Source organism: Amnibacterium kyonggiense, from assembly GCF_004364555.1.
Taxonomy (GTDB): domain Bacteria; phylum Actinomycetota; class Actinomycetes; order Actinomycetales; family Microbacteriaceae; genus Amnibacterium; species Amnibacterium kyonggiense.
In genome coordinates, this window is sequence record NZ_SOAM01000002.1 from 738,880 (window position 1) to 762,376 (window position 23,497).

Sequence of the window (23,497 nt, forward strand, 5' to 3'; positions counted from 1 at the left end):
CCCGATGACGACCACCGCGCAGAAGACCCCGGCGGACACGGCCTCCGTGCCCGCCGGGGCCGAGCGGCCGGTGACGCGCGGCGCCGGAGGGACCCCCCTCCGGCGCCGCCGCGTCGGCTGGCTCGGGTTCGCCCCGTTCGGCGTGTACGTCCTGCTGTTCCTCGCCGTGCCGGGCCTCGTCGCGATCGCGAGCGGGTTCTTCGACGCGGACGGCCGGTTCACGTTCGCCAACTTCGCGACGCTCGCGGACCCGACGATCCTGTCGAACTTCGCGGGCTCGATCTGGCTCTCCGCGGTCTCCGCGCTGATCAGCGCCGTCCTCGGCGTCCTCGTCTGCTGGGCGCTCACCGCCGCCCGACCGGACGGCCTCGTCCGCGCGATCGTCGACTCGGCGAGCAGCGTCTTCGCGCAGTTCGGCGGCGTCATGCTCGCCTTCGCCTGGATCGCGACGCTCGGCCAGAACGCGCTCGTCCCGGTGATCCTGAAGGCGGTCACCGGCGTCGACATCAACGCGAACGGGCCGATCCTCTACTCGGTGACCGGCCTGCTCTTCCCGTACGTCTACTTCGGCCTGCCGCTCTTCGTGCTGTCGTTCATGCCCGCGATGGACGGCCTCCGCCCGCAGTGGGGCGAGGCGGTTGCGACGCTCGGCGGGACGCGCCTCCACTACTGGCTCCGAGTCGGCCTCCCGGTGCTCGCGCCCGCCTTCTTCGGCAGCCTGATCCTGCTGTTCGCGAACGCCTTCTCGTCCTACGCGACGGCGGCGGCGCTCATCTCGCAGGGCGGCATCATCCCGCTCGCCATCAAGCAGCAGCTCACCAGCGAGACGATCGTCGGCGTCGCGAACACCGCGGGCGTGCTCGCCCTCGGGATGGTCGTGATCATGGCGGTCCTCATGTCGCTCTACTCGGCACTCGACCGCCGCACGAGGAGGTGGCAGCGATGACGACCGCTGCTGGGGCCCCCGCGGCCGGTTCCGACGCGTCGCGAAGCGACGTGACGGCCGTGCCCGTGGGGACCGCGCGCGTCGCCGACACCGTCGAGCCCCGGCCCCGCGGACGGCGTCCCCGCCGCGGGCGCTACGGGGCCGTGCCCTCGAAGACGACCGGCGCGATCGTCCTCATCGTCATCGGCGCGCTCTTCGCGGTGCCGATCGCAGCGCTGGCCTGGTTCAGCTTCACCACGGCGAGCACGGGCGCGTTCACGCTCAGCCACTACGCCGCACTCGTCGATCCGGCTCAGGCCTCGAACTACAGCGAACTCTTCGCCGGCATCGGCAACTCGCTGATCCTCGCGGTCATCGTCGTGGCGATCATCCTCGTGCTCCTGCTCCCGGCGATGCTGCTCGCGGAGCTGCGGTTCCCGAAGGTGCACCGGGTGCTCGAGTTCGTCTGCCTCCTGCCGATCACGGTCCCGACGATCGTGCTCGTCGTCGGCTTCGTGCCGGTCTACCAGGTCGTGCAGAGCGTGCTCGGCAGCGACCCGTGGACGCTCTCCTTCGCGATCGGCGTCATCGTGCTGCCGTACGCGTACCGGCCGATCCAGGCGAACATCGGGGTGATGAACCTCACGATCCTGACGGAGGCCGCGCGCTCGCTCGGGGCCTCCTGGCCGGTCGCCGTGTGGCGGGTCGTGCTCCCGAACCTCCGCCGAGGGCTGCTGTCGGCGTGCCTGCTCACGATCTCCGTCGTGCTCGGCGAGTTCACCATCGCGAACTTCCTCGGGCAGAACACGTTCCAGACCGCGCTGCTGCTCCTGCAGCAGACCGACCCGTACGTCTCGGCGTTCCTCGCGGTCGTCTCGCTGCTCTTCGTCTTCGTGCTGCTCGTGGTCATCTCCACGGCGGGCTCGATCGGCCGTCCTCGAAAGAAGAAGTCATGACCTCCACCGCCCCGACCCCCGCCGAGTCCCTCGTCGTCCGCGGCACGCCCGTCCAGCTCGTCGACGTCGTCAAGGACTACGGCACCGGCAGCCGCGCACTCGACGCGATCAGCCTCGAGATCCAGCCGGGCGAGTTCGTCGCCCTGCTCGGCCCGTCCGGCTGCGGCAAGACGACCGCGCTCCGGGCGATCAGCGGCCTCGAGACGATCGACGCCGGGCACGTCCGGATCGGCGGCGAGGACGTCGAGGCCGTCCCGGTCCACAAGCGCGACATCGGGATGGTCTTCCAGTCGTACTCGCTGTTCCCGCACATGACGGTCGCGCAGAACGTCGCGTTCGGGCTGCAGATGCGGAAGGTGTCGAAGACGGAGAGCGTCAGGCGGGTGCAGGAGGCGCTCGAGCTCGTCGGGCTCGGCCACCTCGGCGAGCGCTACGCCCACCAGCTGTCCGGCGGCCAGCAGCAGCGCGTCGCCCTGGCGCGGGCGCTCGTCACCCGGCCCCGCGTCCTGCTGCTCGACGAGCCGCTGTCGGCGCTCGACGCGAAGGTGCGCGTGCAGCTCCGCGACGAGATCCGGAAGATCCAGCAGGAGACGGGCATCACCGCCGTGTTCGTCACCCACGACCAGGAGGAGGCGCTCGCCGTCGCCGACCGCGTCGCCGTGATGAACGCGGGATCGATCGAGCAGATCGGGACGCCGGAGGACCTCTACCTGCGCCCGGCCACGGAGTTCGTCGCCGCGTTCGTCGGCCTGTCGAACCGCCTCGAGGGCGTGCTCGAGCACGGCCGCGTGGTCGTGGCGGGGCAGGACCTGGTGGCCCTCCCGAGCGAGCAGCAGGATGGGCCCGTGACCGCGTTCGTGCGTCCGGAGGACGTGCTCCTCGGCACGACCGGCCTGCCCGCGATCGTGATCTCGACGAGCTTCCTCGGCGCGCAGCGCCGCACGGTCGTGCAGCTCGAGGCCGGTCCCGCGCTGACGGTGCAGCACGCGACGAGCGAGCACCCGCAGCCGGGCGACCTCGTGCACGTCGCCTTCACCGGCCAGCCGGTCGCCGTCGCGCCGAGGGCATGACGCGGCCGCTCGTCCTCGGGCACCGGGGCGCCTGCGGGTACCTCCCCGAGCTCACCGACGGCGCCCTGCGGCTCGCGGCCGAGCTGGGCGCCGACGGCGTGGAGATCGACGTCGTCCCGACGCGCGACGGGCGGCTCGTCGTGCGGCACGACCGGGTGCTCACGCCCACGACCGACGCCGACGCGGTGCTCGGCGCCGAGGTGCGGGTCGACGACGTCACCTGGGCCGACGTCCGGCGGCTCCGCGCCCGCGAGCGGTACCCCGACCTCCGGCCGTCGAGCGCCGAGCACGACGGCGAGGAGCCGCTGCTGGTGCTGCCCGACGTCGTCCGGCTCGCGGAGCAGCTCGACCTGCTGCTCGTCGTCGAGATCAAGGACGCCGCCGCGTTCGCCGCCGTCGGGCTCGACCCCGCGCCGCTCGTCGCGCGCGACCTCGACGGCGCCGGCTGCGGGATCGTGCTCGAGAGCTTCGAGAAGACGCCGCTCGACGCGCTCGCCCCGCTCGCGCACCCGGCGATGTACCTCGTCGACGACGAGGGCGGGGCGCCCGACGAGACCCGCACGTACGCGGAGGAGCTCGCGGACCCGGCCGGCCTGCGCCGCTTCGCCGGCGTGAGCCTCGCGACCTCCCTGGTGACGCCGGAGCGCGTCGCCGTCCTGCACGCCGCAGGGCTCGACGTGTGGACGTGGACGCTGCGGCCCGAGAACCGGTTCCTGCCCCCGGAGCACCGCCGCGGCGCCGACCCGGCCGCGCCAGGCGACTGGCGAGCGCACTGGGGCGCGATCGTCGACGCCGGCGTCGACGGGGTCTTCGCCGACCACCCCGACCTCGCGGTCGCCCTGCTGGACCTTCCCCGCTGACCGCGAGGGGACGATCATGGGCGGGTGCCCGCGCACGCCCCGACGGAGGAGCTGCGGCTCCGGCTGTACCGGCCGGATCCGCCCGACGGCGCGCTCGAGGCCTACCTGCTGGCGATGGCCGAGACGCCCGCGCCGGCCGCCGCGCCGCGGCGCGAACGCGCGTCCGCGCGGCCCGGGGTCACGGCGCTCGCCGCAGCCCTCGCGCTCGGCGGCGCCGCCGCGCTCGTCGCGGCCGCCCTCGCGGTCGGATCGGTCGCCGGCGACCAGACCGGGGAGACCGCGTCGACCGGACCGACGACGGTCGCGCTCGGCCCGTCGGGACGGGTCCCCCTGCCGCCGTCCACCGGGGTGCCGCTCGGCACGCTGTTCGACGACGCGGGGAGCACGGCGCGGTTCGACGCCGCCGGCCGCACGGCGGTGATCAGCGTCAACTGCGTCGGCGACGGCACGCTGTCGGTGCGCGTGGCCGACGAGCCGCCGACGGTCCTGACGTGCCAGATCGGCGGTCCGGCGCTCGCGATGCTGCCGAGTACGACGCCGCTCCACCGGTTCGCGGTCGCGGTGACGCGCGACGGCCGCGTGCGGTGGTCGCTCGCAGCCGGCACCCTGCCCGGCGCCTGAGGTCCGGGGTGCGGGATCGGCCCGGCTGCGGCACGATCGCATCCGTGGCCATCGACGACGAGCCGGACGAGCGCGAGCTCGCCGCCAAGCGCGCGGCGCTCTACCGCCCCGGTGCCGCGCCGGAGGCCCTCCAGGACTACCTCGCCGCGCAGGACCGGGCCGCGGCCGAGCGGGCGCCGGCCCTCGCCGAGCAGCCGACCTCCTCGGAGCCTCCCGTGCCCGCGCGCCGCCGGCGGATCGCCGGGCCCCTGCTCGTCGTCGGCGCCGTCGCGGTCTTCGCCGTCGCGGCGGTCGCGGTCGGCGTGGTCGCCCGCGGGCAGGCCGTACCGCCGGCGCCCGCCGAGACCGACGCGCCCTTCCCGCCGGTGCCGGGCACGCCGATCGGCGAACTCGTCGGCGGCGCGGCCCGCACCGCCGTGTTCGACGCCGGTGGCAGCGGCGCCGTGGTCGCCCTGCACTGCAGCGGCACCGGGACGATCACGGTGCAGATCGCGGACGACCCGGTCGGCCGCTACGCGTGCGCCGAGGGCCGGAACGGCGGCATCCGGCGCTCGAGCCTCGAGCTCCAGGGCCGGTTCGCCGTGCGCGTCACCGCGAGCGGGTCCGCGGACTGGGCGCTCACCGTCGGGGCGCTGCCCCGCGGCTGACCGTCAGGCCGTCGCGACGTCCTTCGAGATCGCGGTGAGCAGCCCGTTCACGAACTTCGGGCTGTCGTCCGTCGAGAGCTCCTTGGCGAGCTCGACGGCCTCGTCGATCGCGACGCCGACGGGCACCTCCGGGTTGTACCGGGCCTCCCAGACGGCGATCCGCAGGATCCCGCGGTCCACCGCCGGCATGCGGTCGAGCGGCCAGCCGGTGGAGTTCGCGGCGATCAGGCGGTCGATCTCCTCCGCGTGATCGATGAACCCCTGCACGATCTCGCGGGCGTACGGCCAGCTGGAGGCGCGCTCGGGCCGGGCGGCCGCGCGCAGCGACTCCGCCTCGAGCGACTGCTCCGGCGTCTCGCCGCGGACGTCCGCCGCGAACAGCACGTCGAGCGCGCGCTTGCGCGCCTTCGAACGGGCGGACACGACTAGGAGACGCGGCCGAGGTAGTCGCCCGTGCGGGTGTCCACCTTGACCTTCGTGCCGGTCTCGAGGAACAGCGGCACCTGGATCTCCGCACCGGTCTCGAGCGTCGCGGGCTTCGTGCCGGCGCTCGAGCGGTCGCCCTGCAGACCGGGCTCGGTGTAGGTCACCTCGAGCACGACGGAAGCGGGCAGCTCGACGTAGAGCGGGTTGCCGTTGTTGATCGCGATCGTCGCGGACTGGTTCTCGAGCAGGTAGTCGGCGGCGCCGCCGACCGTCGCCGCCGGGATGGGCAGCTGCTCGTAGGTCTCGCCGTCCATGAAGACGAAGTCGTCGCCGTCCTTGTACAGGAACTGGTAGTCGCGGCGGTCGACGTTCTCGATGTCGACCTTCGCGCCGGCGTTGTAGGTGCGGTCGACGACCTTGCCGGTGACGACGTTCTTCAGCTTCGTGCGCACGAAGGCGCCGCCCTTGCCGGGCTTCACGTGCTGGAACTCGACGACGTTCCAGAGCTGGCCGTCGATCGAGAGGACGACGCCGTTGCGGATGTCCGCGGTGCTCGCCATGGGGTACCTCCAGGTCCTGCGGCCCGCCGCCCCGGCGCCGGACGGCGCGGGCGGCCCGAACGGCCGACCCGGCATCCTACCCGGGCAGCCGCCCGGCCACCCAGTCGAGGGCGAGGCGGTATCCGTCGGTGCCGAACCCGGCGATCACGCCGGTCGCCGCCGGCGACACCACCGACTCGCGCCGGAACGCCTCCCGGGCGGCCGGATTCGTGACGTGGACCTCCACCACCGGGAGGCCCGCGCCCGTGGCGATCCGGACCGCGTCGTGCAGCGCGTACGAGTAGTGCGTGAAGGCGGCGGGGTTGAGGATGACCGGCTCCCCCGCGTCGGCCGCCTGGTGCAGCCAGCCCACGAGCACCGCCTCGTCGTCCGTCTGCCGGAGGTCGACCTCGACGCCCTCCGGCGCCGCGGCCTGCAGCTCGGCCGCGACCTCGGCCAGCGACACGACGCCGTACACGTCCGGCTCCCGGGTGCCGAGGCGCTGGAGGTTCGGTCCGTTCAGCACGAGCACGCGGGGCACGCGTCGACGCTACCGGGGCAGCTCCGCGGACACGGGCTCGTCGCGCACCTGGAGCACCGGCGCGCCCGGCTGGCTCAGCGTCAGCACGGCCTCGACGACGTGCTCGTCCTGCTCGACCGCGCGGCCCAGCGCCGCGAGCCGCTCCGCGATCTCGTGCTCGGGGGCGTCGCCGACGAGGTCGACCGCGGCGACGAGGAAGACACGGGCGGGACCGACGTACTCGAGGTGGAGGTAGGACACGGACGCGACGTCCCGCTGCTCGGCCAGCAGCCGGAGCACCGCGCGCATGACGCGCGGCGACGGCGACTGCCCGATCAGGAAGCGCCGGTTGAGCTGGATGAGGATCACGGCGACGACCCCGAGGAGCACGCCGATCGCGATGGACCCGATCGCGTCCCAGACCGCGGAGCCGGTGACCTCGTGCAGCACGATGCCCGCCGCCGCGAGGACGAGGCCGATGAGCGCGGCGGCGTCCTCGAAGAACACCGCCCGGACCGTCGGGTCGGACGTCGCGAGCACGTGCTCGAGCACGTCCTGCTCCGCCTGAGCCGCCGTGCCCCGCAGCTGCTTCACCGACCGGAGGAAGGACGTGCCCTCGAGCACGAACGCCACCGCGAGCACGACGTAGGCCACCAGCGGGTCCTCGGCCGGCTCGTTCGACGCGAGCTCGGAGATGCCGCGGATCACCGAGACGACCGCGCCGACCGTGAACAGCCCGAACGCCGCGAAGAGCGACCAGACGTACACGTCCTTGCCGTAGCCGTAGGGGTGCGTCCGGTCGGGGCCGCGCCGTCCACGACGTTCGGCGATCAGGAGGAGGACCTCGTTGCCGGAGTCGGCCCAGGAGTGCGCGGCCTCCGCGGTCATCGACGCGGAGGTGGTGAGCAGCGCCGCCACGGACTTCGCGATCGCGATCAGGACGTTCGCCGCGAGGGCGATGACGACCGTGAGGAACGATCCGCCCTGCTGCTGCTCCTCCGCCACGCGATCATTCTGATCGCAGGCTCCTGGACGCGCCCGCTACTCCGCGATCTCGGAGTAGGCGGTGAAGAGGAGGTGGTCCTCCGGACCGTTGAGGATGCTCGTGCGGCCGATCCCGTCGAGCAGCACGAACCGGAGCATGCCGGCCCGGGACTTCTTGTCGCGCCGCATCGCGGTGGTCAGCCCCTCCCAGCGTCCGGCGGGGTAGGTGGTCGGCAGGGACAGCGACTCGAGCACCTCGCGGTGCAGCTGCACGCCGTCGTCGTCGAGCCGCCCGACGAGCCGGGCGAGCTCCGCCGCGAAGACCATGCCGACCGCGACCGCACCGCCGTGCCGCCACCGGTAGCGCTCCATGTACTCGATCGCGTGCCCGAGCGTGTGCCCGTAGTTGAGGATCTCGCGGCGACCGGACTCGGTGAAGTCCTCGCTCACCACCTCCGCCTTCACGCGGATCGCGCGCTCGACGAGCTCCGCGAACACCGGGGACGCCGGGTCGGTCGCGGCGTCGACGTCCGCGGTCAGTCGGTCGAGGATCGTCGTGTCCACGATGAAGCCGCACTTCGCGACCTCCGCGAACCCGGAGAGGAGGTCGTTGCGGGGCAGCGTCTCCAGGACCTCGAGGTCCGCGATGACCGCGACCGGCGCCGTGAAGGTGCCGACGAGGTTCTTGCCCTCGGTCGTGTTGATGCCCGTCTTGCCGCCGACGGCCGCGTCGACCATGCCGAGCACGCTCGTGGGCAGGCTGACGAACGGCACCCCGCGCAGCCACGTCGCCGCGACGAAGCCGGCGAGGTCGGTCACGGCGCCCCCGCCGAGCCCGATCACCGCGTCCGTCCGGGTGAACTCGGCCTGACCGAGGATGCCCCAGCAGAACGCCGCGACCTCGATGCGCTTCGCGTCCTCCGCGTCGGGCACCTCCGCGAGGAGCACCTCCACCCGGCCGGCCAGGCGCTCGCGGATCGCCTCCGCCCGCCGCGTCTGCACCGGCTGGTGGATCAGCAGCGCCTTCTTCGCGCCGGCGGGGACGGCCGCGTCGATCTCGGCGCCGAGGTCGCGGCCGACCACGACGTCGTACTCGCCCGCGTTGCGGACGGGGATGCGGACCGGGCTCATGCGGGCTCCTCCTGCAGCTGGACGGCGAGCTCCTCCGCGATGCGGGTCATCGGGAGCCGCGAGGTGTCGACCACGACGTCCGCGAGCGCGCGGTAGACCGGCTCGCGCTCGGCCGCGATGCGGCGCCACGAGTCGATGCCGTCGGTCAGCAGCGGGCGGCGGTCGCTCGCGAGCCGCTGCGCGACCGCGGCGTCCGACACCGTCAGCAGCACGACGGTGCAGTCCGCGAGCGCCGCCCGCGTCGACGCGTCGAGCACCGCGCCGCCGCCGAGGGAGACCACGCCGCCGGCACGGAGCTCGCGCTGCACGACCTCCCGCTCGATCCCGCGGAAGCCCGGCTCGCCGAGCGAGGCGAACAGCTCCGGGATCGGGCCGTGCTCCACCGCGATCGCGGCGTCCGTGTCGACGAACCGCCGCCCGAGGCGCTTGGCGACCCGGCGGCCGACGGAGGTCTTCCCCGCTCCCATCGGGCCGATGAGCGCGATGGTGCGGTCGTTCACCGGACGGGTGCGGACGACGTGCGCAGCGTCTCCGGGATGGCGGCGAGGTAGGCCTCGAGGTTCCGACGGGTCTCGTCGATCGAGTCGCCGCCGAACTTCTCGACGACCGCGTCCGCGAGGACGAGGGCGACCATCGCCTCCGCGACGACGCCCGCGGCGGGGACCGCGCACACGTCGGAGCGCTGGTGGTGGGCCGATGCCGCCTCGCCGGTCGTCACGTCGATGGTCCGCAGCGCCCGCGGCACGGTCGAGATCGGCTTCATCGCGGCGCGGACGCGCAGGACGCCGCCCGTGCTCATGCCGCCCTCGATGCCGCCGGCACGGTCGGTGAGCCGCTCGATGGCGCCGTGCTCGCGCACGAGCTCGTCGTGCGCGGCGGAGCCGCGGCGCGCGGCGGTGCGGAAGCCGTCGCCGACCTCCACGCCCTTGATCGCCTGGATGCCCATGAGCGCCGCCGCGAGGCGGGCGTCGAGCTTGCGGTCGCCGTGCACGTACGAGCCGAGCCCGGGGGGCAGGCCCTCGACGACGACCTCCACGACGCCGCCGAGGGTGTCGCCGGCGCGGTGCGCGTCGTCGATCTCGTCGACCATGCGGGCGCTCGTCGCCGGGTCGGCGCAGCGCACCGCATCCGCGTCGATGCGGTCGACGTCGGCCGGGTGCGGCACCGGCGCGTCCTCGGGCACCGCGACGGGACCGATGGCGACGACGTGGCTGACGACCCCGATGCCGAGCTCCGCGAGGAACGCGCGCACGACCGCGCCGAGCGCGACCCGGGCCGCGGTCTCCCGCGCGCTCGCCCGCTCGAGGACGGGACGGGCCTCGTCGAAGCCGTACTTCTGCATGCCGGTCAGATCGGCGTGACCCGGGCGGGGCCGGGTGAGCGGTGCGCCGCGACCGCGGGAGGCCTCGGTGAGCGGGACGTCCTCCGCGTTCATCACCTCGCTCCACTTCGGCCACTCGGTGTTGCCGATCGTGAGGGCGATGGGCGCGCCGATCGTGCGGCCGTGGACGACGCCGCCGACGACGCCGAGCTCGTCCTGCTCGAACTTCTGCCGCGAGCCGCGGCCGACGCCGAGGCGACGGCGGGCGAGGTCGCGACGGATCGCGTCGCCCGTCACGGGCACGCCGGCGGGCAGCCCTTCGAGGATGGCGGTGAGGCTCGGGCCGTGCGACTCACCGGCGGTCAGCCAGCGCAACATCGCGACCATCCTCCCATCCCGCGCGCACTCTTCGTTCTGCAGGACGTCACCTCCTACGGAACGAGGGAGTGGGGTCAGCGGCCGACGGCCGTCCGCATCGCGGCTCGGACCTCGTCCTCGCGGGGCAGGGGCTCGTCCGGGTCGGCGTCCGTGAAGACCCGCACCTGCAGGACGGCCTGCTCGATCAGCATGTCGAGGCCGTGCAGGAGGACGCCGCCGGCGGCGGTCCACCGCGCGCCGAGCGGCGTGGGCCACGGGTCGTACGCGACGTCGAGCAGCGGCGTGCCGGCGACCGACGCCGGCATGGGGACCTCCGCCTCGGCGTGCCCCGGGATCGTGGAGACGACGAGGTCCGCGGCGGCGAGGTCCGCGTCCCGGAGCGGCACGACGGCGTCCGCGAGCGCGCCGAGCTCCTGCGCGGCGAGCTCGGGGCGCCGCGCCGCGACGACGCGTTCCGCCACCCCGAGTCTCCCCAGCGCCTCCAGCGCGCTCGCCGCCGTCGCGCCCGCGCCGAGCACGACCGCGCGGCGGACGCCGGCGGAGGCCCGCAGCACGGCCTCGACGCCGCCGACGTCGGTGTTCGCGAGGTGCGGGCGCTCCCCCAGCCGCAGCGTGTTCGCGAGCCCGAGGCGGTCGACGAGCGGCGAGTGCGTCGGGACGAGCGGCAGCACCGTGCGCTTCAGCGGCATCGTGAGCGACAGGCCGACCCACTCGGGGCCGAGGCCGTCGAGGATCCCGGGCAGGGTCTCCGCGGTCGCCTCGATGCGCCCGTAGTCCCACTCGAGCCCGAGCACCTCGGCCGCGGCGGCGTGCAGCAGCGGCGAGCGGGAGTGGGCGATCGGCGACCCGAGGACGGCGAGGCGGGCGGTCACTTCTTGTAGCTCGGGTGCGCCCTCAGCCAAGCCGCGAACTCCTGCGTCGCCTTCTCGTGCTCGGCGAGCGTGTTCGAGTAGACCGTCTTCCCGGTCTCCAGGTTCACGGTGACGAAGTACAGCCACGAGCCCTTCGCCGGGTGCAGCACCGCCTGGATCGCGGCGTCCCCCGGGTTCGAGATCGGACCGACCGGCAGCCCCTTGTGCTTGTAGGTGTTGTAGCGGTTCCCGCTCGCGTACTGCTTCGTCGTCGGCACCACCGTCGTGCCGCCCGCGCCGTAGCTGACGGTCGCGTCCGACTGCAGGAGCATCCCCTGCTTCAGCCGGTTGAGGAACACCCGGGCGACCTTGGCGTCCCCGCTCTCCGTGCCGTTGCCCTCCTTCTGCACGAGCGCGGCGAAGGTCAGCGTCTTCTGCCGGTCCGCGGGAGCGACGCCGGCGTCGTCGAGCGCCTTCTTCGTCCGGTCGACCATCGCCTGCAGCATCTCGCGGGCGGTCACGTCGGGCTGGAACGTGTACGTCGCCGGGAAGAGCCAGCCCTCGATGTTCGGCGCCGACTTCGGCACGCCGAGCGACGCGTAGTCCTTCGCGATCGCGGAGAGCTCGGCGACGGTCTTCCCGGTCGCTTCGGCCGTGAGCTTCAGCACGCCGGCCGCGGTGGTGCCCTCCGGGATCGCGACGGTCGACTCGACCCGGTTGCTCGGCTGCTCGATCGCCGCGAGCGCCGCCTTCGCGCTCATGTGCTCCTTGAGCCGGTACGTGCCGGGCTCGAGCGGCGGCGCCTCGTCGAGGGAGATCAGGAGGTTGTAGAACGCCGCCGGCGTCTTCGTCACGCCCTTCGCGGCGAGGGTGTCCGCCACGTCCGACCCGGACTGGCCGGGCTTGATCTCGACCTCCACCGAGCCCGTCCCGGAGCCGGTGTAGTCGTTGCTGTACCCGAAGAGCGACTTCACCTGGTCGGGGTAGGTCGAGTAGGCCCACCAGCCCGCGCCGCCGATCGCGAGCAGGATCACGAGGAGGATCGCCAGCAGCCACGGCCAGACGCGGCGCCGCTTGGGCCGCTCGCGGCCGTGCCGCGGCGGATCGCCCTGGTCGTCCTCCGGAGGGAGGTTCAGCAGCCGGTCGAACTCGTCCACGGTCGACGCGCGCCCGTTCTGGGGTCCTGCTCCTGGGGCCACCTGGCTACTTCCGCTCGGGTCCGACGATCGCGCCGGGCGCCTCGCCTCGGGCGCGCTCGGCATCGAGGGCGTGCTGCAAAAGTATCACCGCGGCCACCTGGTCGATCACGCCCCGCGAGCCCCGCGTGTTGCGCCCCGAGGCGTGCAGCGCGGACTGGGCGCTGACGGTCGTGAGCCGCTCGTCGACGAGGCGGACCGGGCGCGGCCCCTCCGCGAGCCGCGCCGCGACCGCGCGCGCGTCCGCGGTCGAGGCGGTGTCGCGGCCGGACAGCGCCAGCGGCAGCCCGACGACGAGCTCGATCGCCTCCAGCTCGTCGGCGACCGCCGCGATCCGGGCGAGCACCGGCTCGAGGTCCTGCCCCCTCCGGGGCACCGTCTCGACCGGCGTCGCCAGGAGGCCGTCGCGGTCCGACCGCGCGAGGCCGACGCGGACCGTGCCCACGTCGACCCCGAGCCGGACGCCCCGCCGCATGCGATCCTCCGTGCGCCCCGAGGGGCTCAGGAGGCGAGCCCCTGCGCCACCGCGTCGAGCGCGTCGCCGATCGCCGCGACGTCGGTGCCGCCGCCCTGCGCCACGTCGTCGCGGCCGCCGCCGCCCCCGCCGAGCGCGGTCGCCGCGCGCTTCGCGAGCGCGCCCGCCTTGGCGCCCCCGTCGCGGGCCGCCGCGTTCGTCGCGACGATGACGACCGGACGGGCGTTCACCGCCGCCGCGAGCGCGACGACCGCGGGCGCGGCGCCGAGCCGGTCGCGCACGTCGGTCACGAGGTTCCGGAGGTCGTCGGACGCCGCCAGGTCCCCGACCTGCTCGAGCACCGCGGTGACGCCGCCGACCGTGCGCGCCTGGGCCGCGAGCGCGGGCACGCGGGTCGCGAGGGCCTGGCGCTCGAACTCCGCGATCCGCTTCTCCGCCGCCTTGAGGCTCGCCGCGAGGTCCTGCACGCGCGACACGATCTGCGCGGGCGGCACCCGGAGGTTCGCGCCGAGCTCGGTCACGAGCGCGCGCTCGGTCGCGAACTGCTTGAACGCCTCCGGGCCGACCAGCGACTCGATGCGGCGGCTCGTCGCGCCGACGCTCGACTCCCCCACCACGTTGATCAGCCCGATCTCGGACGAGTGCGCGACGTGGATGCCGCCGCAGAGCTCGCGGGACCACGGGCCGCCGATGTCGACCATCCGCACGACGTCGCCGTACTTCTCGCCGAACAGGGCCATGGCGCCCGCCGCCCGCGCCTCGTCGATCGGCAGGACGCGCGTGACGACCTCGAGGTCCTCGTTCACGCGGCTGTTCGCGACGTCCTCGACCTCGCTCCGCGTCTCCGGGCTGAGCGGCGCGCTCCAGCTGAAGTCGAGCCGCATGTAGCCGGCCTTGTTGTACGAACCGGCCTGGTGCGCGTCGGGACCGAGCACCTGCCGCAGCGCCGCGTGGATGAGGTGGGTCGCGGAGTGCGCCTGCGTCGCGCCGCGCCGGTAGACGGGGTCGACGACCGTCTCGGCCGGGTCGCCGACCGCGACCTCGCCGTGGGCGACCTGGACCTTGTGACTGATGAGCCCCGCCACCGGCCGCTGCACGTCGAGCACCTCGAGCCGGTACCCCGGCCCGACGATCTCGCCCTGGTCCGCGTCCTGGCCACCGGCCTCCGCGTACAGCGTCGTCTCCGCGAGGATCACCTCGGCGATGTCGCCGAGCGCGATGCGGTCCACCGCGACGCCGCCGCGGATGAGCCCGAGCACGCGGCTGTCCGTGACGAGGTCGGTGTAGCCGAGGAAGGTCGTCTCGCCCTTCGCGCGGAAGTCCGAGTACACCGACAGGTCCGCGAGCGCCGTCTTGCGCGACTTCGCGTCCGCCTTCGCCCGGGACCGCTGCTCCTGCATGAGCCGGTCGAACGCGCCGCGGTCGACCGTGAGGCCGGCCTCCTCCGCGACCTCGAGGGTGAGGTCGATCGGGAAGCCGTACGTGTCGTGGAGGAGGAACGCGGTGTCACCCGCGACCTCGCTCGCGCCCGCCGCGCGGGTGCGCGCGATCGCGGTGTCGAGCAGGTTCTCGCCGCCGACGAGGGTGCGGAGGAAGCTCTCCTCCTCCGCGTTCGCGAGGCGCTGGATGCGGCCGAACTCCGGCAGCAGCTCCGGGTACGCGTCGGCCATCGCGTCGCGGGAGACCGGGAAGAGCTCGCCGAAGGTCGGGCCGTCGACGCCGAGGAGGCGCATCGCGCGGACCGAGCGGCGGAGCAGGCGGCGCAGGACGTAGCCGCGGCCCTCGTTCGACGGGGTGACGCCGTCGAGCATGAGCATCATCGCGGAGCGGACGTGGTCGCTGACGACGCGCATGCGCACGTCGTCCTCGTGCACCGCCCCGTACGCCTTGCCGGCCAGCTCGGACGCCTTGTCGATCACGGGGCGGATCTGGTCCGTCTCGTAGATGTTCTCGACGCCCTGCTTGATGAAGGCGACGCGCTCGAGGCCCATGCCGGTGTCGACGTTCTTGTTCGGCAGCTCGCCGACGACGTCGAAGTCCTCCTTCGACCGGATGTTCGTGATCGCGTACTGCATGAACACGAGGTTCCAGATCTCGACGTAGCGGTCGTCGCCGGTCGCCGGGCCGCCGTCCGCGCCGTAGGCGGGACCGCGGTCGAAGAAGATCTCGGAGTCGGGGCCGGCGGGGCCGGGCTGGCCGGTCATCCAGTAGTTGTCCGCGTACCCGAGGCGCTGGATGCGGTCGGCCGGCAGGCCGACCTCGTCGCGCCAGATCGACTCCGCCTCGTCGTCGTCCAGGAACACGGTGACCCAGAGGTCCTTCGGGTCGAAGCCGAGCCCGCCGTCCTCCTCGCGGCTCGTCAGCAGCTCCCACGCCCACGTGATGGCGTCCCGCTTGAAGTAGTCGCCGAACGACCAGTTCCCGAGCATCTGGAAGAACGTGCCGTGGCGCGGCGTGCGGCCGACCTCCTCGATGTCGAGGGTGCGGATGCACTTCTGGCTGTCGACGGCGCGGGGGTACGGCGCCGGGACGGTGCCGTTCAGGTACGGGATGAACGGGACCATGCCCGCGACCGTGAAGAGCAGCGACGGGTCCGGCGAGACGAGCGAGGCGCTCGGCACCACCGTGTGCCCGCGGTCGGCGAAGAACTGGAGGTAGCGGCGTCGGATCTCCGCGGTCTTCACGAGTTCCCCTCCGCCAGGCGGGCGCGGTACGAGTCGGAGACGGCGGCGGCGAACTCGTCCGCCACGCCGTTCACGACGGCGAACACCCGGGCGCCGGTCGGCGTCCGCGATGCGACGTGAGCGAGCGCCGCGCCTGCGAACAGGCCGACGAGAAAGACGAGCACCTTGCCCATGGCTCCTCCAAGATCAGCGTCCGAGCCTACCGGGCCGGTCCGCGGCGCCCGGCGGCCGGGGCTCGACGGGACCTGAGCGCGCGACGACGAAGCGCCCGCCCCGCGATGCGGGACGAGCGCTTCGGACGGACCGGCGGATCAGCGCGCGGCGTAGTACTCGACGACGAGCTGGACGTCCGCGGTGACCGGCACCTCGGCGCGCTTCGGGCGGCGGGCCAGCGTGGCCTGCAGCTTGTCGAGCTCGACCTCGAGATAGCCCGGGGTCTTCGGGAGCACGTCGACGTGACCGCCGGCGGCCGCGACCTGGAACGGCTCGAGCTGCTCGCTCTTGCCCTTGACGTGGATGACCTGGCCCGGCTTCACGCGGAAGGAGGGGCGGTCGACGAGCTTGCCGTCCACGAGGATGTGGCGGTGCACGACGGCCTGGCGGGCCTGCGCCGTGGTGCGGGCGAAGCCGGCGCGGAGCACGAGCGCGTCGAGGCGCATCTCGAGCAGCTCGACCAGGTTCTCACCGGTCAGACCCTGAGCGCGGCGCGCCTCGTTGAAGACGATGCGGAGCTGCTTCTCGCGCAGGCCGTACTGGGCGCGCAGACGCTGCTTCTCGCGCAGCCGGACGGCGTAGTCGCTGTCGGCCTTGCGCTTGCTGCGACCGTGCTCGCCCGGCGCGTAGGGGCGCTTCTCGAGGTAGCGGGCGGCCTTCGGCGTCAGTGGGATGCCGAGGGCGCGGGAGAGCTTGACCTTGCCGCGGGTGCGGGCTTTCGTGGACATGCGGTTCCTTCAGAGTTCGGAATGGGCCGACCGCGCGCACGGGCGCGGACGGAAGTCATCGCGAGGGATCGGCGTGCGGGGACCAGCCGGCTACAGGCTCGTGCCCCCTCGCGGTCCCGCCGTCGCAGCCGCACGACGATCGGGCCCGCTCCAGGCCGCCGACAAGGATAGCAGGACGCCACCCGCCGCGGATCGCCGTCCGGGCCCGTCGCTTCCGGCACTCCCCGTCGGTTCCGACAGCGGCAGCGGGCCGATCCGGCTGCCGGAACCGACCGATGCTGCCGGAGGCGACGCCCAGAGCCGCGGAGGCGGCTCGACGCCGTCGCCCGCTCGTCGTCAGGCGCCGTCGCTCAGGCGCCGTCGGGCTCGATCCCGCGGACGCGCTTGCGCAGGCGCTCCACGCGGCCGGCCGTGTCCCGCTCGAAGCCGTTGCCGGTGGGCAGGTAGTAGTCGCGGCCGACCAGCTCGTCGGGCGGGTACTGCTGCTCGACGACGCCGTGCTCGCCGTCGTGCGCGTAGCGGTACCCCTTGCCGTGGCCGAGCCGCTTGGCGCCCGGGTAGTGCGCGTCGCGGAGGTGCATCGGGACGCGTCCGATGCGGCCGGCGCGCACGTCGGCGAGCGCCGCGTCGATGGCGAGGTAGGAGGCGTTCGACTTCGGCGCCAGCGCGAGGTAGACGACCGCCTCGGCGAGCGGGATGCGGCCCTCCGGCATGCCGATGAACTGCACCGCGTCGGCCGCCGCGATCGCGAGCGGCAGCGCCTGCGGGTCCGCCATGCCGATGTCCTCCGCGGCCAGCACGATGATGCGGCGTGCGATGAACCGCGGGTCCTCCCCCGCCTCGATCATCCGGGCGAGGTAGTGCACGGCCGCGTCGACGTCGCTGCCGCGCACCGACTTGATGAACGCGCTGATGACGTCGTAGTGCTCGTCGCCGTCGCGGTCGTACCGGAGCAGCGCGCGATCGACGGCGGTCGCCACGAGCTCCTCCGTGATCAACGGCGGCTCCGCCGCGGCCGCCTCTTCGCGGTCGGTCGAGTCGTCGTCGACCTCGCCGTCGTCCGCCTCGTCGCCGTCCGCCTCCTCGTCGCCGGGCGGCTCCGCGAGGGTCGCGGACGCCTCGAGCGCGGTGAGCGCCCGCCGGGCGTCGCCGGACGCGAGGCGGACGAGCGCGGCCCGCGCCTCGGGCGCGAGTCGGAAGCGGCCGGCCAGCCCGCGCGGATCCGCCAGTGCCCGGTCGACGAGCACCCCGAGGTCCTCCTCGGTCAGCGGCTGCAGCGTCAGCAGCAGCGACCGGGAGAGCAGGGGCGCGATCACCGAGAAGGACGGGTTCTCCGTCGTCGCGGCGATGAGCGTCACCCAGCCGTTCTCGACCCCGGGCAGCAGCGCGTCCTGCTGCGCCTTCGAGAACCGGTGGATCTCGTCGAGGAAGAGGACGGTCGAGACGCCGTACAGGTCCGCCTGCTCGCGCGCCTTCTCCATGACGCCGCGGACGTCCCGGACACCGGCCGTGACGGCGGACAGCTCGACGAAGCGGCGCCCCGAGCTGTGGGCGACCGCCTGCGCGAGAGTCGTCTTGCCGGTGCCGGGCGGCCCCCACAGGATCACCGAGACCGCGCCGCTCGTCCCGTCCGGCGAGGCGAGCCGGCGGAGCGGCGACCCGGGCCGCAGCAGGTGCGCCTGGCCCGCGACGTCGTCGAGCGACGTCGGGCGCATCCGCACCGCGAGCGGCACGGGACCCTGCCGCAGGGCGGTGCGCACCTCCATGGCCGTCACCCTATGCATCGCCGACGACAGCCCGCGGCGCGCTCGGCGCCCGTCGCCGCCCTCTCCTACGATCGTGTCGCCCGGGCCACCGGGCGCGGAGGGAGACGTGCGTGGCGAAGCCGAGCGGCCGGGACAGGGCTGAGCGGGAGGCGCGTCGGCGCGCCCGGTCCTACGCCGTCCGGCAGCAGATCCACGAGCTCCGCGGCCGCCGTCGGCGCCGCGACGACGTCGTCGCCGCGGTCGTCTTCGTCGTCGTGGTCGCTCTCGCGACCACCGCGCAGGTCGGCTTCTTCACCGCGGGGCCCGGCGCCGCGAAACCGTCGGCGTCCGCATCGACGAGCCCGAGCGCGACGCCGGAGCCGACGCGGACCCTGCCGTCGAAGTCGATCTCGGAGGACCGGACCTGGAAGGGGTCCATGACGGTCAACACGACGAAGCTGTCGATCACGCTCGACGGGAAGCGGGCGCCGCAGGCCACCGCGAACTTCATCGACCTCGCCGCGACCGGCTTCTACTCCGGCCTCTCCTGCCACCGGCTCACGACCGCCGGCATCTACGTCCTCCAGTGCGGCGACCCCGCCGGCGACGGCAGCGGCGGCCCCGGCTACACCTTCGGCCCGCTCGAGAACGTGCCGAAGAGCACCGTCACGAAGGACGGCACGAAGTACGGGGTCTACCCGGCGGGCACCATCGCCATGGCCCGCGGCACCGCGGAGGACAGCCAGGGCAGCCAGTTCTTCATCGTCTACAAGGACAGCGAGCTGCCGGCACCCGGCTACACCGTGTTCGGCGAGGTCACCGGCGGCCTCGCCGCGCTGAGGTCGGCGATCACCAGCAAGGGGACCGCCGACGGCTCCACCGACGGGAAGCCGAAGGTGGCGACGACGCTCGGTGTGATCGCGGTCAAGTGAACGGCACCGTCGACCCGGAGCGCGGTGCAGTAGCCTCTGGCACCGAGGTGAGCGCAGTGACCACTCCCGAGACCGGGTCGGCGGCCGAGGTGGCCGAGGCCTCCACGCACCCCTGGGGCCGCGTCGACGAGCACGGTGCCGTGTTCGTCCGCGACGGCGACGACGAGCGGCAGGTGGGCGAGTACCCCGACGCCGAGCCGGCGGAGGCGATCGCCTACTACGAGCGGAAGTACCAGGACCTGGCGAGCCAGGTCGCGCTGCTCGAGCAGCGCGCCCGGCGCGGCGCCCCGCCCGCCGAGGTCGCGAAGGCCGTGCACCGGCTCGCCGAGACGCTCACGGCTCCCGCCGCCGTCGGTGACCTGCAGGCCCTCCGCAATCGCGTCGCGGCCCTGTCCGGCACCGTCGAGGACCTCACCGCGCAGCGCTCCGAGGAGCACAAGGCGGAGGTCGAGCAGGCCCGGGCCGACCGCGTCGCGATCGTCGAGGAGATCGAGGCGCTCGCGGCCCGCGACCCCGCGACCGTGCAGTGGAAGGCGACCGGCCAAGCCGTCGACGCCCTCTTCGCGCGGTGGCAGGAGGCGCAGCGCAGCGGTGCCCGGCTGCCCAAGAGCGAGGCGAACGACCTCTGGAAGCGCTTCCGCGATGCGCGGTCCACCATCGACTCCCAGCGCCGCGCGTACTTCGCGGAGCTCGACGCCACGCAGGGCGCCGCGCGCGAGCAGAAGGAGCGCATCGTCGCCCGCGCCGAGGCGCTGGACGGCTCGAACGGCGACGCCATCGGCGCCTACCGGTCCCTCCTCGACGAGTGGAAGCAGGCGGGCCGGGCCGGCAAGCGCGTCGACGACGCCCTGTGGGCGCGGTTCCGCGCCGCCGGTGACGCGCTCTACTCCGCCAAGGCGCAGGTCCAGGCGGAGCAGGACGCCGAGTACGGCGGCAACCTCGAGGTGAAGCTCGCGCTGCTCGAGGAGGCCGAGCCGCTCCTGACCGCGACGGACGCGCAGTCCGCCCGCAGCCGGCTCACCTCCATCCAGCGCCGGTGGGACGCCGCCGGCCGGGTCCCGCGCGACCAGGTCCGTCACGTGGAGGACCGACTCCGGAAGGTCGAGCAGCACGTCGCGTCCCTCGAGCAGGAGCACTGGCGTCGCACGAACCCGGAGACGAAGGCCCGCTCGGAGGGCCTCGCGTCGCAGCTCACCGCGGCGATCGCGAAGCTCGAGACCGAGCTGACCGACGCGAAGGCGAGCGGGGACGCGAAGCGCATCAAGGACGCGGAGGACGCGCTGAACGCCCGCCGCATCTGGCTCGACGCCATCGGCTGACGCAGCGGAGGCGCCCGACGGCTCCTCCACACGGCCGGTTCTCCACAGGAGGCGGTCGCGCTCGATGATCCCCGGCGTGACCGGACGACACTCGTCGTCGTGCCCGCCTCCCCCGTGCTCGACCTCGACCTGCTCTCCCCCGCCGAGCGGTCCGTGCTGCGCCTCGACGGGGACAGCGTCCCGCTCGGTCTCACCGATGTGCCGCTCGGCGTGCCCGTCGGGCCTGCCGTGCGCGCCGCCTCGCTCGCGCCGGCCACCGCGCGGTACGACCTGGTGGTCGAGCTGCGGGGCGCGGCGTGGGTGCACGGCGTGGTCCCCGCACTGCCGGACCCGCTGACGCTCGCGGTCGACCTGCTGCGCACCGGGCGTCGCTCGATGCCGATCCGGCCGCCGCGGGAGGTCCGCTTCCGGCCCGACGACACCGTCCGGCTCGGCGGGGTGCTCGTGACGACGCCGCTCCGGACGGCGTTCGACCTCGTCCGGCTCGAACCGGAGGGCGCCGGGGACGAGGTCGCCACCGCGCTGCTGCGCCTCGCGGAGCTGACGCCACCGATCGCCGCCGCGCTCGCGCAGCTGCACATCCGGTGCCCGAACAAGGAGCGCGCGATCGAGCGCCTCGCCGCCCTCCCGGTCTGACGGCCTCCCCCGCTGGTCGGGCGGTCTCGACACGGGCGCGGAGCGCCCGGCTCGTCCACCGAGGCGGGAGGCGTCAGCCGGCGGAGACCCGGTAGACGTCGTAGACGGCCTCGATGCGGCGCACCGCGTTCAGCACGCGGTCGAGGTGCGTGGTGTCGCCCATCTCGAACACGAAGCGGCTGAGCGCCAGGCGGTCCGAGGACGTGGACACCGTCGCGGAGAGGATGTTCACGTGGTGCTCCGACAGCACCCGCGTCACGTCGGAGAGCAGGCCGGAGCGGTCCAGCGCCTCGACCTGGATCTGCACGAGGAAGACGCTCTTCGACGTCGGGGCCCACTCGACCTCGACCATCCGCTCCGGCTCCTGCTTGAGGGCCGCGATGTTGTTGCAGTCGGCGCGGTGGACCGAGACGCCGGAGCCGCGGGTGACGAACCCGAGGATCTCGTCGCCCGGCACCGGGGTGCAGCACTTGGCGAGCTTGACGAGGATGTCGGGCGCCCCGCGGACGAGGACGCCGGAGTCGCTCGACCGGATCGCACGCTGGCGACCCGTCGTCGGCGCCTCGAACTCGGGCTCCTCCGACTCCTGCGTGTCCTGCACCTGCGCGAGGACGCGCTCGATGATCGACTGGGTGGACACGTGGCCCTCGCCGACCGCGGCGTACAGCGCCGACACGTCCTCGTAGCGCATCGAGGTGGCGATCCCGACGAGCACGTCCTGGCTCATCAGCTTCTGGAGCGGCAGGTTCTGCTTCCGCATCGCCCGGGCGATCGCGTCCTTGCCCTGCTCGATCGCCTCATCGCGGCGCTCCTTGGTGAACCACTGCCGGATCTTCGTGCGCGCCCGCGGGCTGCGCACGAACTGCAGCCAGTCCTTGCTCGGGCCGGAGTCCGGGTTCTTCGAGGTGAAGACCTCGACGACGTCGCCGGAGGCGAGCTGCGACTCGAGCGGCACGAGCCGCCCGTTCACCTTCGCCCCCATCGTGCGGTGGCCGACGTCGGTGTGCACCGCGTAGGCGAAGTCGACCGGGGTCGCACCGGAGGGCAGGCCGATGACCTTCCCCTTCGGGGTGAAGACGTAGACCTCCTTCGCCCCGATCTCGAAGCGCAGGCCCTCGAGGAACTCCTGCGGGTCGGCGGTCTCGCTCTCCCAGTCGGAGAGGTGCGCGAGCCACGCCATGTCCTCGTCACCGGTCGTCATCGGCCCGGTGGACCGGCCGGCGACCTGCTCCTTGTACTTCCAGTGCGCGGCGACGCCGAACTCGGCCCGCTGGTGCATCTCGTGCGTGCGGATCTGGATCTCGACCGGGCGGCCCTCCGGCCCCAGCACGGTCGTGTGCAGCGACTGGTACAGGTTGAACTTCGGCGTCGCGATGTAGTCCTTGAAGCGCCCCGGCACCGGCGTCCAGCGCGCGTGGATCGAGCCGAGCACGGCGTAGCAGTCCCGCACGGAGTCGACGAGCACCCGGATGCCGGTGAGGTCGTAGATCTCGTCGAACTCGCGACCGCGGACGATCATCTTCTGGTAGATCGAGTAGTACTGCTTCGGCCGGCCGACGACCTTGCCCTTGATGCGAGCGGACTTCAGGTCCTCCGTCACCTGGTCGATGACCTGGGCGACGAACTCCTCCCGCAGCGGCGTGCGCCGGCGGACGAGCGACTCGATCTCGAGGTACAGCTTCGGGTACAGGACCGCGAACGACAGGTCCTCGAGCTCGAGCTTGATGGCCTGGATGCCGAGCCGGTGCGCCAGCGGCGCGTAGATCTCGAGGGTCTCCTTCGCCTTCCGCTGCGCGCTCTCCGCGGGCACGAAGCCCCAGGTCCGCGCGTTGTGCAGGCGGTCGGCGAGCTTGATGATGAGGACCCGGAGGTCCTTCGACATCGCGATGACCATCTTGCGGACGGTCTCCGCCTGCGCGGAGTCGCCGTACTTCAGCTTGTCGAGCTTCGTGACGCCGTCGACGAGCAGCGCGACCTCGTCGCCGAAGTCGGCGCGCAGCTCGTCGAGCGTGTAGTCGGTGTCCTCGACGGTGTCGTGGAGCAGGGCGGCCGCGATGCCGCGGGGGCCGATGCCGAGCTCGGCGAGGATCTGCGAGACCGCGACCGGGTGCGTGATGTACGGCTCGCCGCTCTTGCGCTTCTGCCCTCGGTGGGCGCGCTCGGCGGTGGCGTAGGCGCGCTCGACGATGGCGGTGTCCGCCTTGGGGTGGTGCTGCCGGACCGTGCGGAGCAGGACGTCGACCGCGTCGACCGGCTGCGCCCGGGAGAAGAGCCGCGGCACGCGACGGCGCAGCGACGCGGTGGTCGGCGCAGCGTCCCGAGTCTCCGTCACACCCCACC

The 23,497-nt window shown here is 73.5% G+C and carries 24 protein-coding genes; 9 read left to right on the plus strand and 15 right to left on the minus strand.

Annotated features, from left to right (window positions below; genetic code table 11):
- Positions 1–4 precede the first annotated feature (4 nt).
- From CLV52_RS11845 to CLV52_RS11870, 6 genes are read left to right on the plus strand one after another with little or no spacing between them, the layout of a single operon-like run.
- Positions 5–946, plus strand: a complete 942-nt coding sequence (locus tag CLV52_RS11845; protein ID WP_133766531.1) for an ABC transporter permease — start codon at positions 5–7, stop codon at positions 944–946.
- Between the two features lie 59 nt (positions 947–1,005).
- Positions 1,006–1,881, plus strand: a complete 876-nt coding sequence (locus tag CLV52_RS11850; RefSeq protein ID WP_246018096.1) for an ABC transporter permease — start codon at positions 1,006–1,008, stop codon at positions 1,879–1,881.
- Positions 1,878–2,951, plus strand: coding sequence for an ABC transporter ATP-binding protein (locus CLV52_RS11855; RefSeq protein WP_133766533.1), 1,074 nt, complete (start codon positions 1,878–1,880; stop codon positions 2,949–2,951). The genes CLV52_RS11850 and CLV52_RS11855 overlap by 4 nt, the downstream gene beginning before the upstream one ends.
- On the plus strand, positions 2,948–3,811 hold the full coding sequence (locus CLV52_RS11860) for a glycerophosphodiester phosphodiesterase family protein (protein WP_133766534.1): 864 nt from the start codon (positions 2,948–2,950) through the stop codon (positions 3,809–3,811). Before CLV52_RS11855 ends, CLV52_RS11860 begins: the two co-directional genes overlap by 4 nt.
- A 24-nt stretch (positions 3,812–3,835) precedes the next feature.
- The gene (locus CLV52_RS11865) at positions 3,836–4,432 is read left to right on the plus strand and encodes a hypothetical protein (RefSeq protein WP_133766535.1); all 597 of its coding nucleotides are present in this window, start codon (positions 3,836–3,838) and stop codon (positions 4,430–4,432) included.
- 44 nt (positions 4,433–4,476) lie between these two features.
- Positions 4,477–5,079: a hypothetical protein gene (locus CLV52_RS11870; RefSeq protein ID WP_133766536.1), complete on the plus strand. Its 603-nt coding sequence runs from the start codon at positions 4,477–4,479 to the stop codon at positions 5,077–5,079.
- A gap of 3 nt (positions 5,080–5,082) precedes the next feature.
- Here CLV52_RS11870 and nusB read toward each other — a convergent pair whose 3' ends face one another.
- The 14 genes from nusB to CLV52_RS11935 form a co-directional block, all read right to left on the minus strand.
- Positions 5,083–5,502, minus strand: coding sequence for a transcription antitermination factor NusB (gene nusB / locus CLV52_RS11875; RefSeq protein WP_133766537.1), 420 nt, complete (start codon positions 5,500–5,502; stop codon positions 5,083–5,085).
- Between the two features lie 2 nt (positions 5,503–5,504).
- Positions 5,505–6,065: an elongation factor P gene (gene efp / locus CLV52_RS11880; protein ID WP_133766538.1), complete on the minus strand. Its 561-nt coding sequence runs from the start codon at positions 6,063–6,065 to the stop codon at positions 5,505–5,507.
- 76 nt (positions 6,066–6,141) lie between these two features.
- The gene (locus CLV52_RS11885; RefSeq protein WP_133766539.1) at positions 6,142–6,585 is read right to left on the minus strand and encodes a type II 3-dehydroquinate dehydratase; all 444 of its coding nucleotides are present in this window, start codon (positions 6,583–6,585) and stop codon (positions 6,142–6,144) included.
- A gap of 9 nt (positions 6,586–6,594) precedes the next feature.
- Positions 6,595–7,569 carry a cation diffusion facilitator family transporter gene (locus CLV52_RS11890; RefSeq protein WP_133766540.1) on the minus strand — a complete coding sequence of 325 codons (975 nt, stop codon included), beginning with the start codon at positions 7,567–7,569 and terminating at the stop codon, positions 6,595–6,597.
- A 36-nt stretch (positions 7,570–7,605) separates the two neighbouring features.
- Complete coding sequence (gene aroB, locus CLV52_RS11895) at positions 7,606–8,679, minus strand: 3-dehydroquinate synthase (protein WP_133766541.1); 1,074 nt, start codon at positions 8,677–8,679, stop codon at positions 7,606–7,608.
- Positions 8,676–9,146, minus strand: a complete 471-nt coding sequence (locus CLV52_RS11900; protein WP_133766813.1) for a shikimate kinase — start codon at positions 9,144–9,146, stop codon at positions 8,676–8,678. Before CLV52_RS11900 ends, aroB begins: the two co-directional genes overlap by 4 nt.
- Before the next feature lie 29 nt (positions 9,147–9,175).
- Positions 9,176–10,378 (minus strand): chorismate synthase, encoded by a 1,203-nt coding sequence (gene aroC, locus CLV52_RS11905; protein WP_133766542.1) that lies wholly within the window; start codon positions 10,376–10,378, stop codon positions 9,176–9,178.
- 74 nt (positions 10,379–10,452) lie between these two features.
- Positions 10,453–11,250: a shikimate dehydrogenase gene (locus tag CLV52_RS11910; RefSeq protein WP_133766543.1), complete on the minus strand. Its 798-nt coding sequence runs from the start codon at positions 11,248–11,250 to the stop codon at positions 10,453–10,455.
- Complete coding sequence (mltG, locus tag CLV52_RS11915) at positions 11,247–12,386, minus strand: endolytic transglycosylase MltG (protein ID WP_162850830.1); 1,140 nt, start codon at positions 12,384–12,386, stop codon at positions 11,247–11,249. The genes CLV52_RS11910 and mltG overlap by 4 nt, the downstream gene beginning before the upstream one ends.
- A 46-nt stretch (positions 12,387–12,432) precedes the next feature.
- Positions 12,433–12,900: a Holliday junction resolvase RuvX gene (ruvX, locus tag CLV52_RS11920; protein ID WP_133766545.1), complete on the minus strand. Its 468-nt coding sequence runs from the start codon at positions 12,898–12,900 to the stop codon at positions 12,433–12,435.
- Between the two features lie 26 nt (positions 12,901–12,926).
- The gene (alaS, locus tag CLV52_RS11925; RefSeq protein ID WP_133766546.1) at positions 12,927–15,584 is read right to left on the minus strand and encodes an alanine--tRNA ligase; all 2,658 of its coding nucleotides are present in this window, start codon (positions 15,582–15,584) and stop codon (positions 12,927–12,929) included.
- Entirely contained in the window at positions 15,581–15,757 is a 177-nt protein-coding gene (locus CLV52_RS18450) for a hypothetical protein (protein WP_162850831.1), read from the minus strand. Before CLV52_RS18450 ends, alaS begins: the two co-directional genes overlap by 4 nt.
- A gap of 138 nt (positions 15,758–15,895) precedes the next feature.
- Positions 15,896–16,525 carry a 30S ribosomal protein S4 gene (rpsD, locus tag CLV52_RS11930; RefSeq protein WP_133766547.1) on the minus strand — a complete coding sequence of 210 codons (630 nt, stop codon included), beginning with the start codon at positions 16,523–16,525 and terminating at the stop codon, positions 15,896–15,898.
- 350 nt (positions 16,526–16,875) lie between these two features.
- Positions 16,876–18,291 (minus strand): replication-associated recombination protein A, encoded by a 1,416-nt coding sequence (locus CLV52_RS11935; protein WP_133766548.1) that lies wholly within the window; start codon positions 18,289–18,291, stop codon positions 16,876–16,878.
- A gap of 110 nt (positions 18,292–18,401) precedes the next feature.
- On the opposite strand from CLV52_RS11935, the gene CLV52_RS19080 reads away from it, so the two are divergent.
- The 3 genes from CLV52_RS19080 (at position 18,402) to CLV52_RS11950 (ending at position 21,157) form a co-directional block, all read left to right on the plus strand.
- Entirely contained in the window at positions 18,402–19,202 is an 801-nt protein-coding gene (locus tag CLV52_RS19080) for a peptidylprolyl isomerase (protein WP_133766549.1), read from the plus strand.
- Positions 19,203–19,291: 89 nt separating this feature from the next.
- Positions 19,292–20,521: a DUF349 domain-containing protein gene (locus tag CLV52_RS11945; protein ID WP_425455697.1), complete on the plus strand. Its 1,230-nt coding sequence runs from the start codon at positions 19,292–19,294 to the stop codon at positions 20,519–20,521.
- A gap of 99 nt (positions 20,522–20,620) precedes the next feature.
- Positions 20,621–21,157 (plus strand): hypothetical protein, encoded by a 537-nt coding sequence (locus CLV52_RS11950; RefSeq protein ID WP_133766550.1) that lies wholly within the window; start codon positions 20,621–20,623, stop codon positions 21,155–21,157.
- A gap of 73 nt (positions 21,158–21,230) precedes the next feature.
- Here CLV52_RS11950 and CLV52_RS11955 read toward each other — a convergent pair whose 3' ends face one another.
- Positions 21,231–23,489 carry a RelA/SpoT family protein gene (locus CLV52_RS11955; RefSeq protein ID WP_133766551.1) on the minus strand — a complete coding sequence of 753 codons (2,259 nt, stop codon included), beginning with the start codon at positions 23,487–23,489 and terminating at the stop codon, positions 21,231–21,233.
- Positions 23,490–23,497 lie beyond the last annotated feature (8 nt).

Bases quoted from the DNA above. Each gene is read 5' to 3' on its own strand.
- CLV52_RS11845 (WP_133766531.1), top strand. From the start codon at position 5: ATGACGACCACCGCGCAGAAGACCCCGGCGGACACGGCCTCCGTGCCC.
- CLV52_RS11855 (WP_133766533.1), top strand. From the start codon at position 1,878: ATGACCTCCACCGCCCCGACCCCCGCCGAGTCCCTCGTCGTCCGCGGC.
- CLV52_RS11860 (WP_133766534.1), top strand. From the start codon at position 2,948: ATGACGCGGCCGCTCGTCCTCGGGCACCGGGGCGCCTGCGGGTACCTC.
- efp (WP_133766538.1), bottom strand. From the start codon at position 6,065: ATGGCGAGCACCGCGGACATCCGCAACGGCGTCGTCCTCTCGATCGAC.
- aroB (WP_133766541.1), bottom strand. From the start codon at position 8,679: ATGAGCCCGGTCCGCATCCCCGTCCGCAACGCGGGCGAGTACGACGTC.
- CLV52_RS11900 (WP_133766813.1), bottom strand. From the start codon at position 9,146: ATGGGAGCGGGGAAGACCTCCGTCGGCCGCCGGGTCGCCAAGCGCCTC.
- aroC (WP_133766542.1), bottom strand. From the start codon at position 10,378: ATGTTGCGCTGGCTGACCGCCGGTGAGTCGCACGGCCCGAGCCTCACC.
- ruvX (WP_133766545.1), bottom strand. From the start codon at position 12,900: ATGCGGCGGGGCGTCCGGCTCGGGGTCGACGTGGGCACGGTCCGCGTC.
- CLV52_RS18450 (WP_162850831.1), bottom strand. From the start codon at position 15,757: ATGGGCAAGGTGCTCGTCTTTCTCGTCGGCCTGTTCGCAGGCGCGGCG.
- rpsD (WP_133766547.1), bottom strand. From the start codon at position 16,525: ATGTCCACGAAAGCCCGCACCCGCGGCAAGGTCAAGCTCTCCCGCGCC.
- CLV52_RS11935 (WP_133766548.1), bottom strand. From the start codon at position 18,291: ATGGAGGTGCGCACCGCCCTGCGGCAGGGTCCCGTGCCGCTCGCGGTG.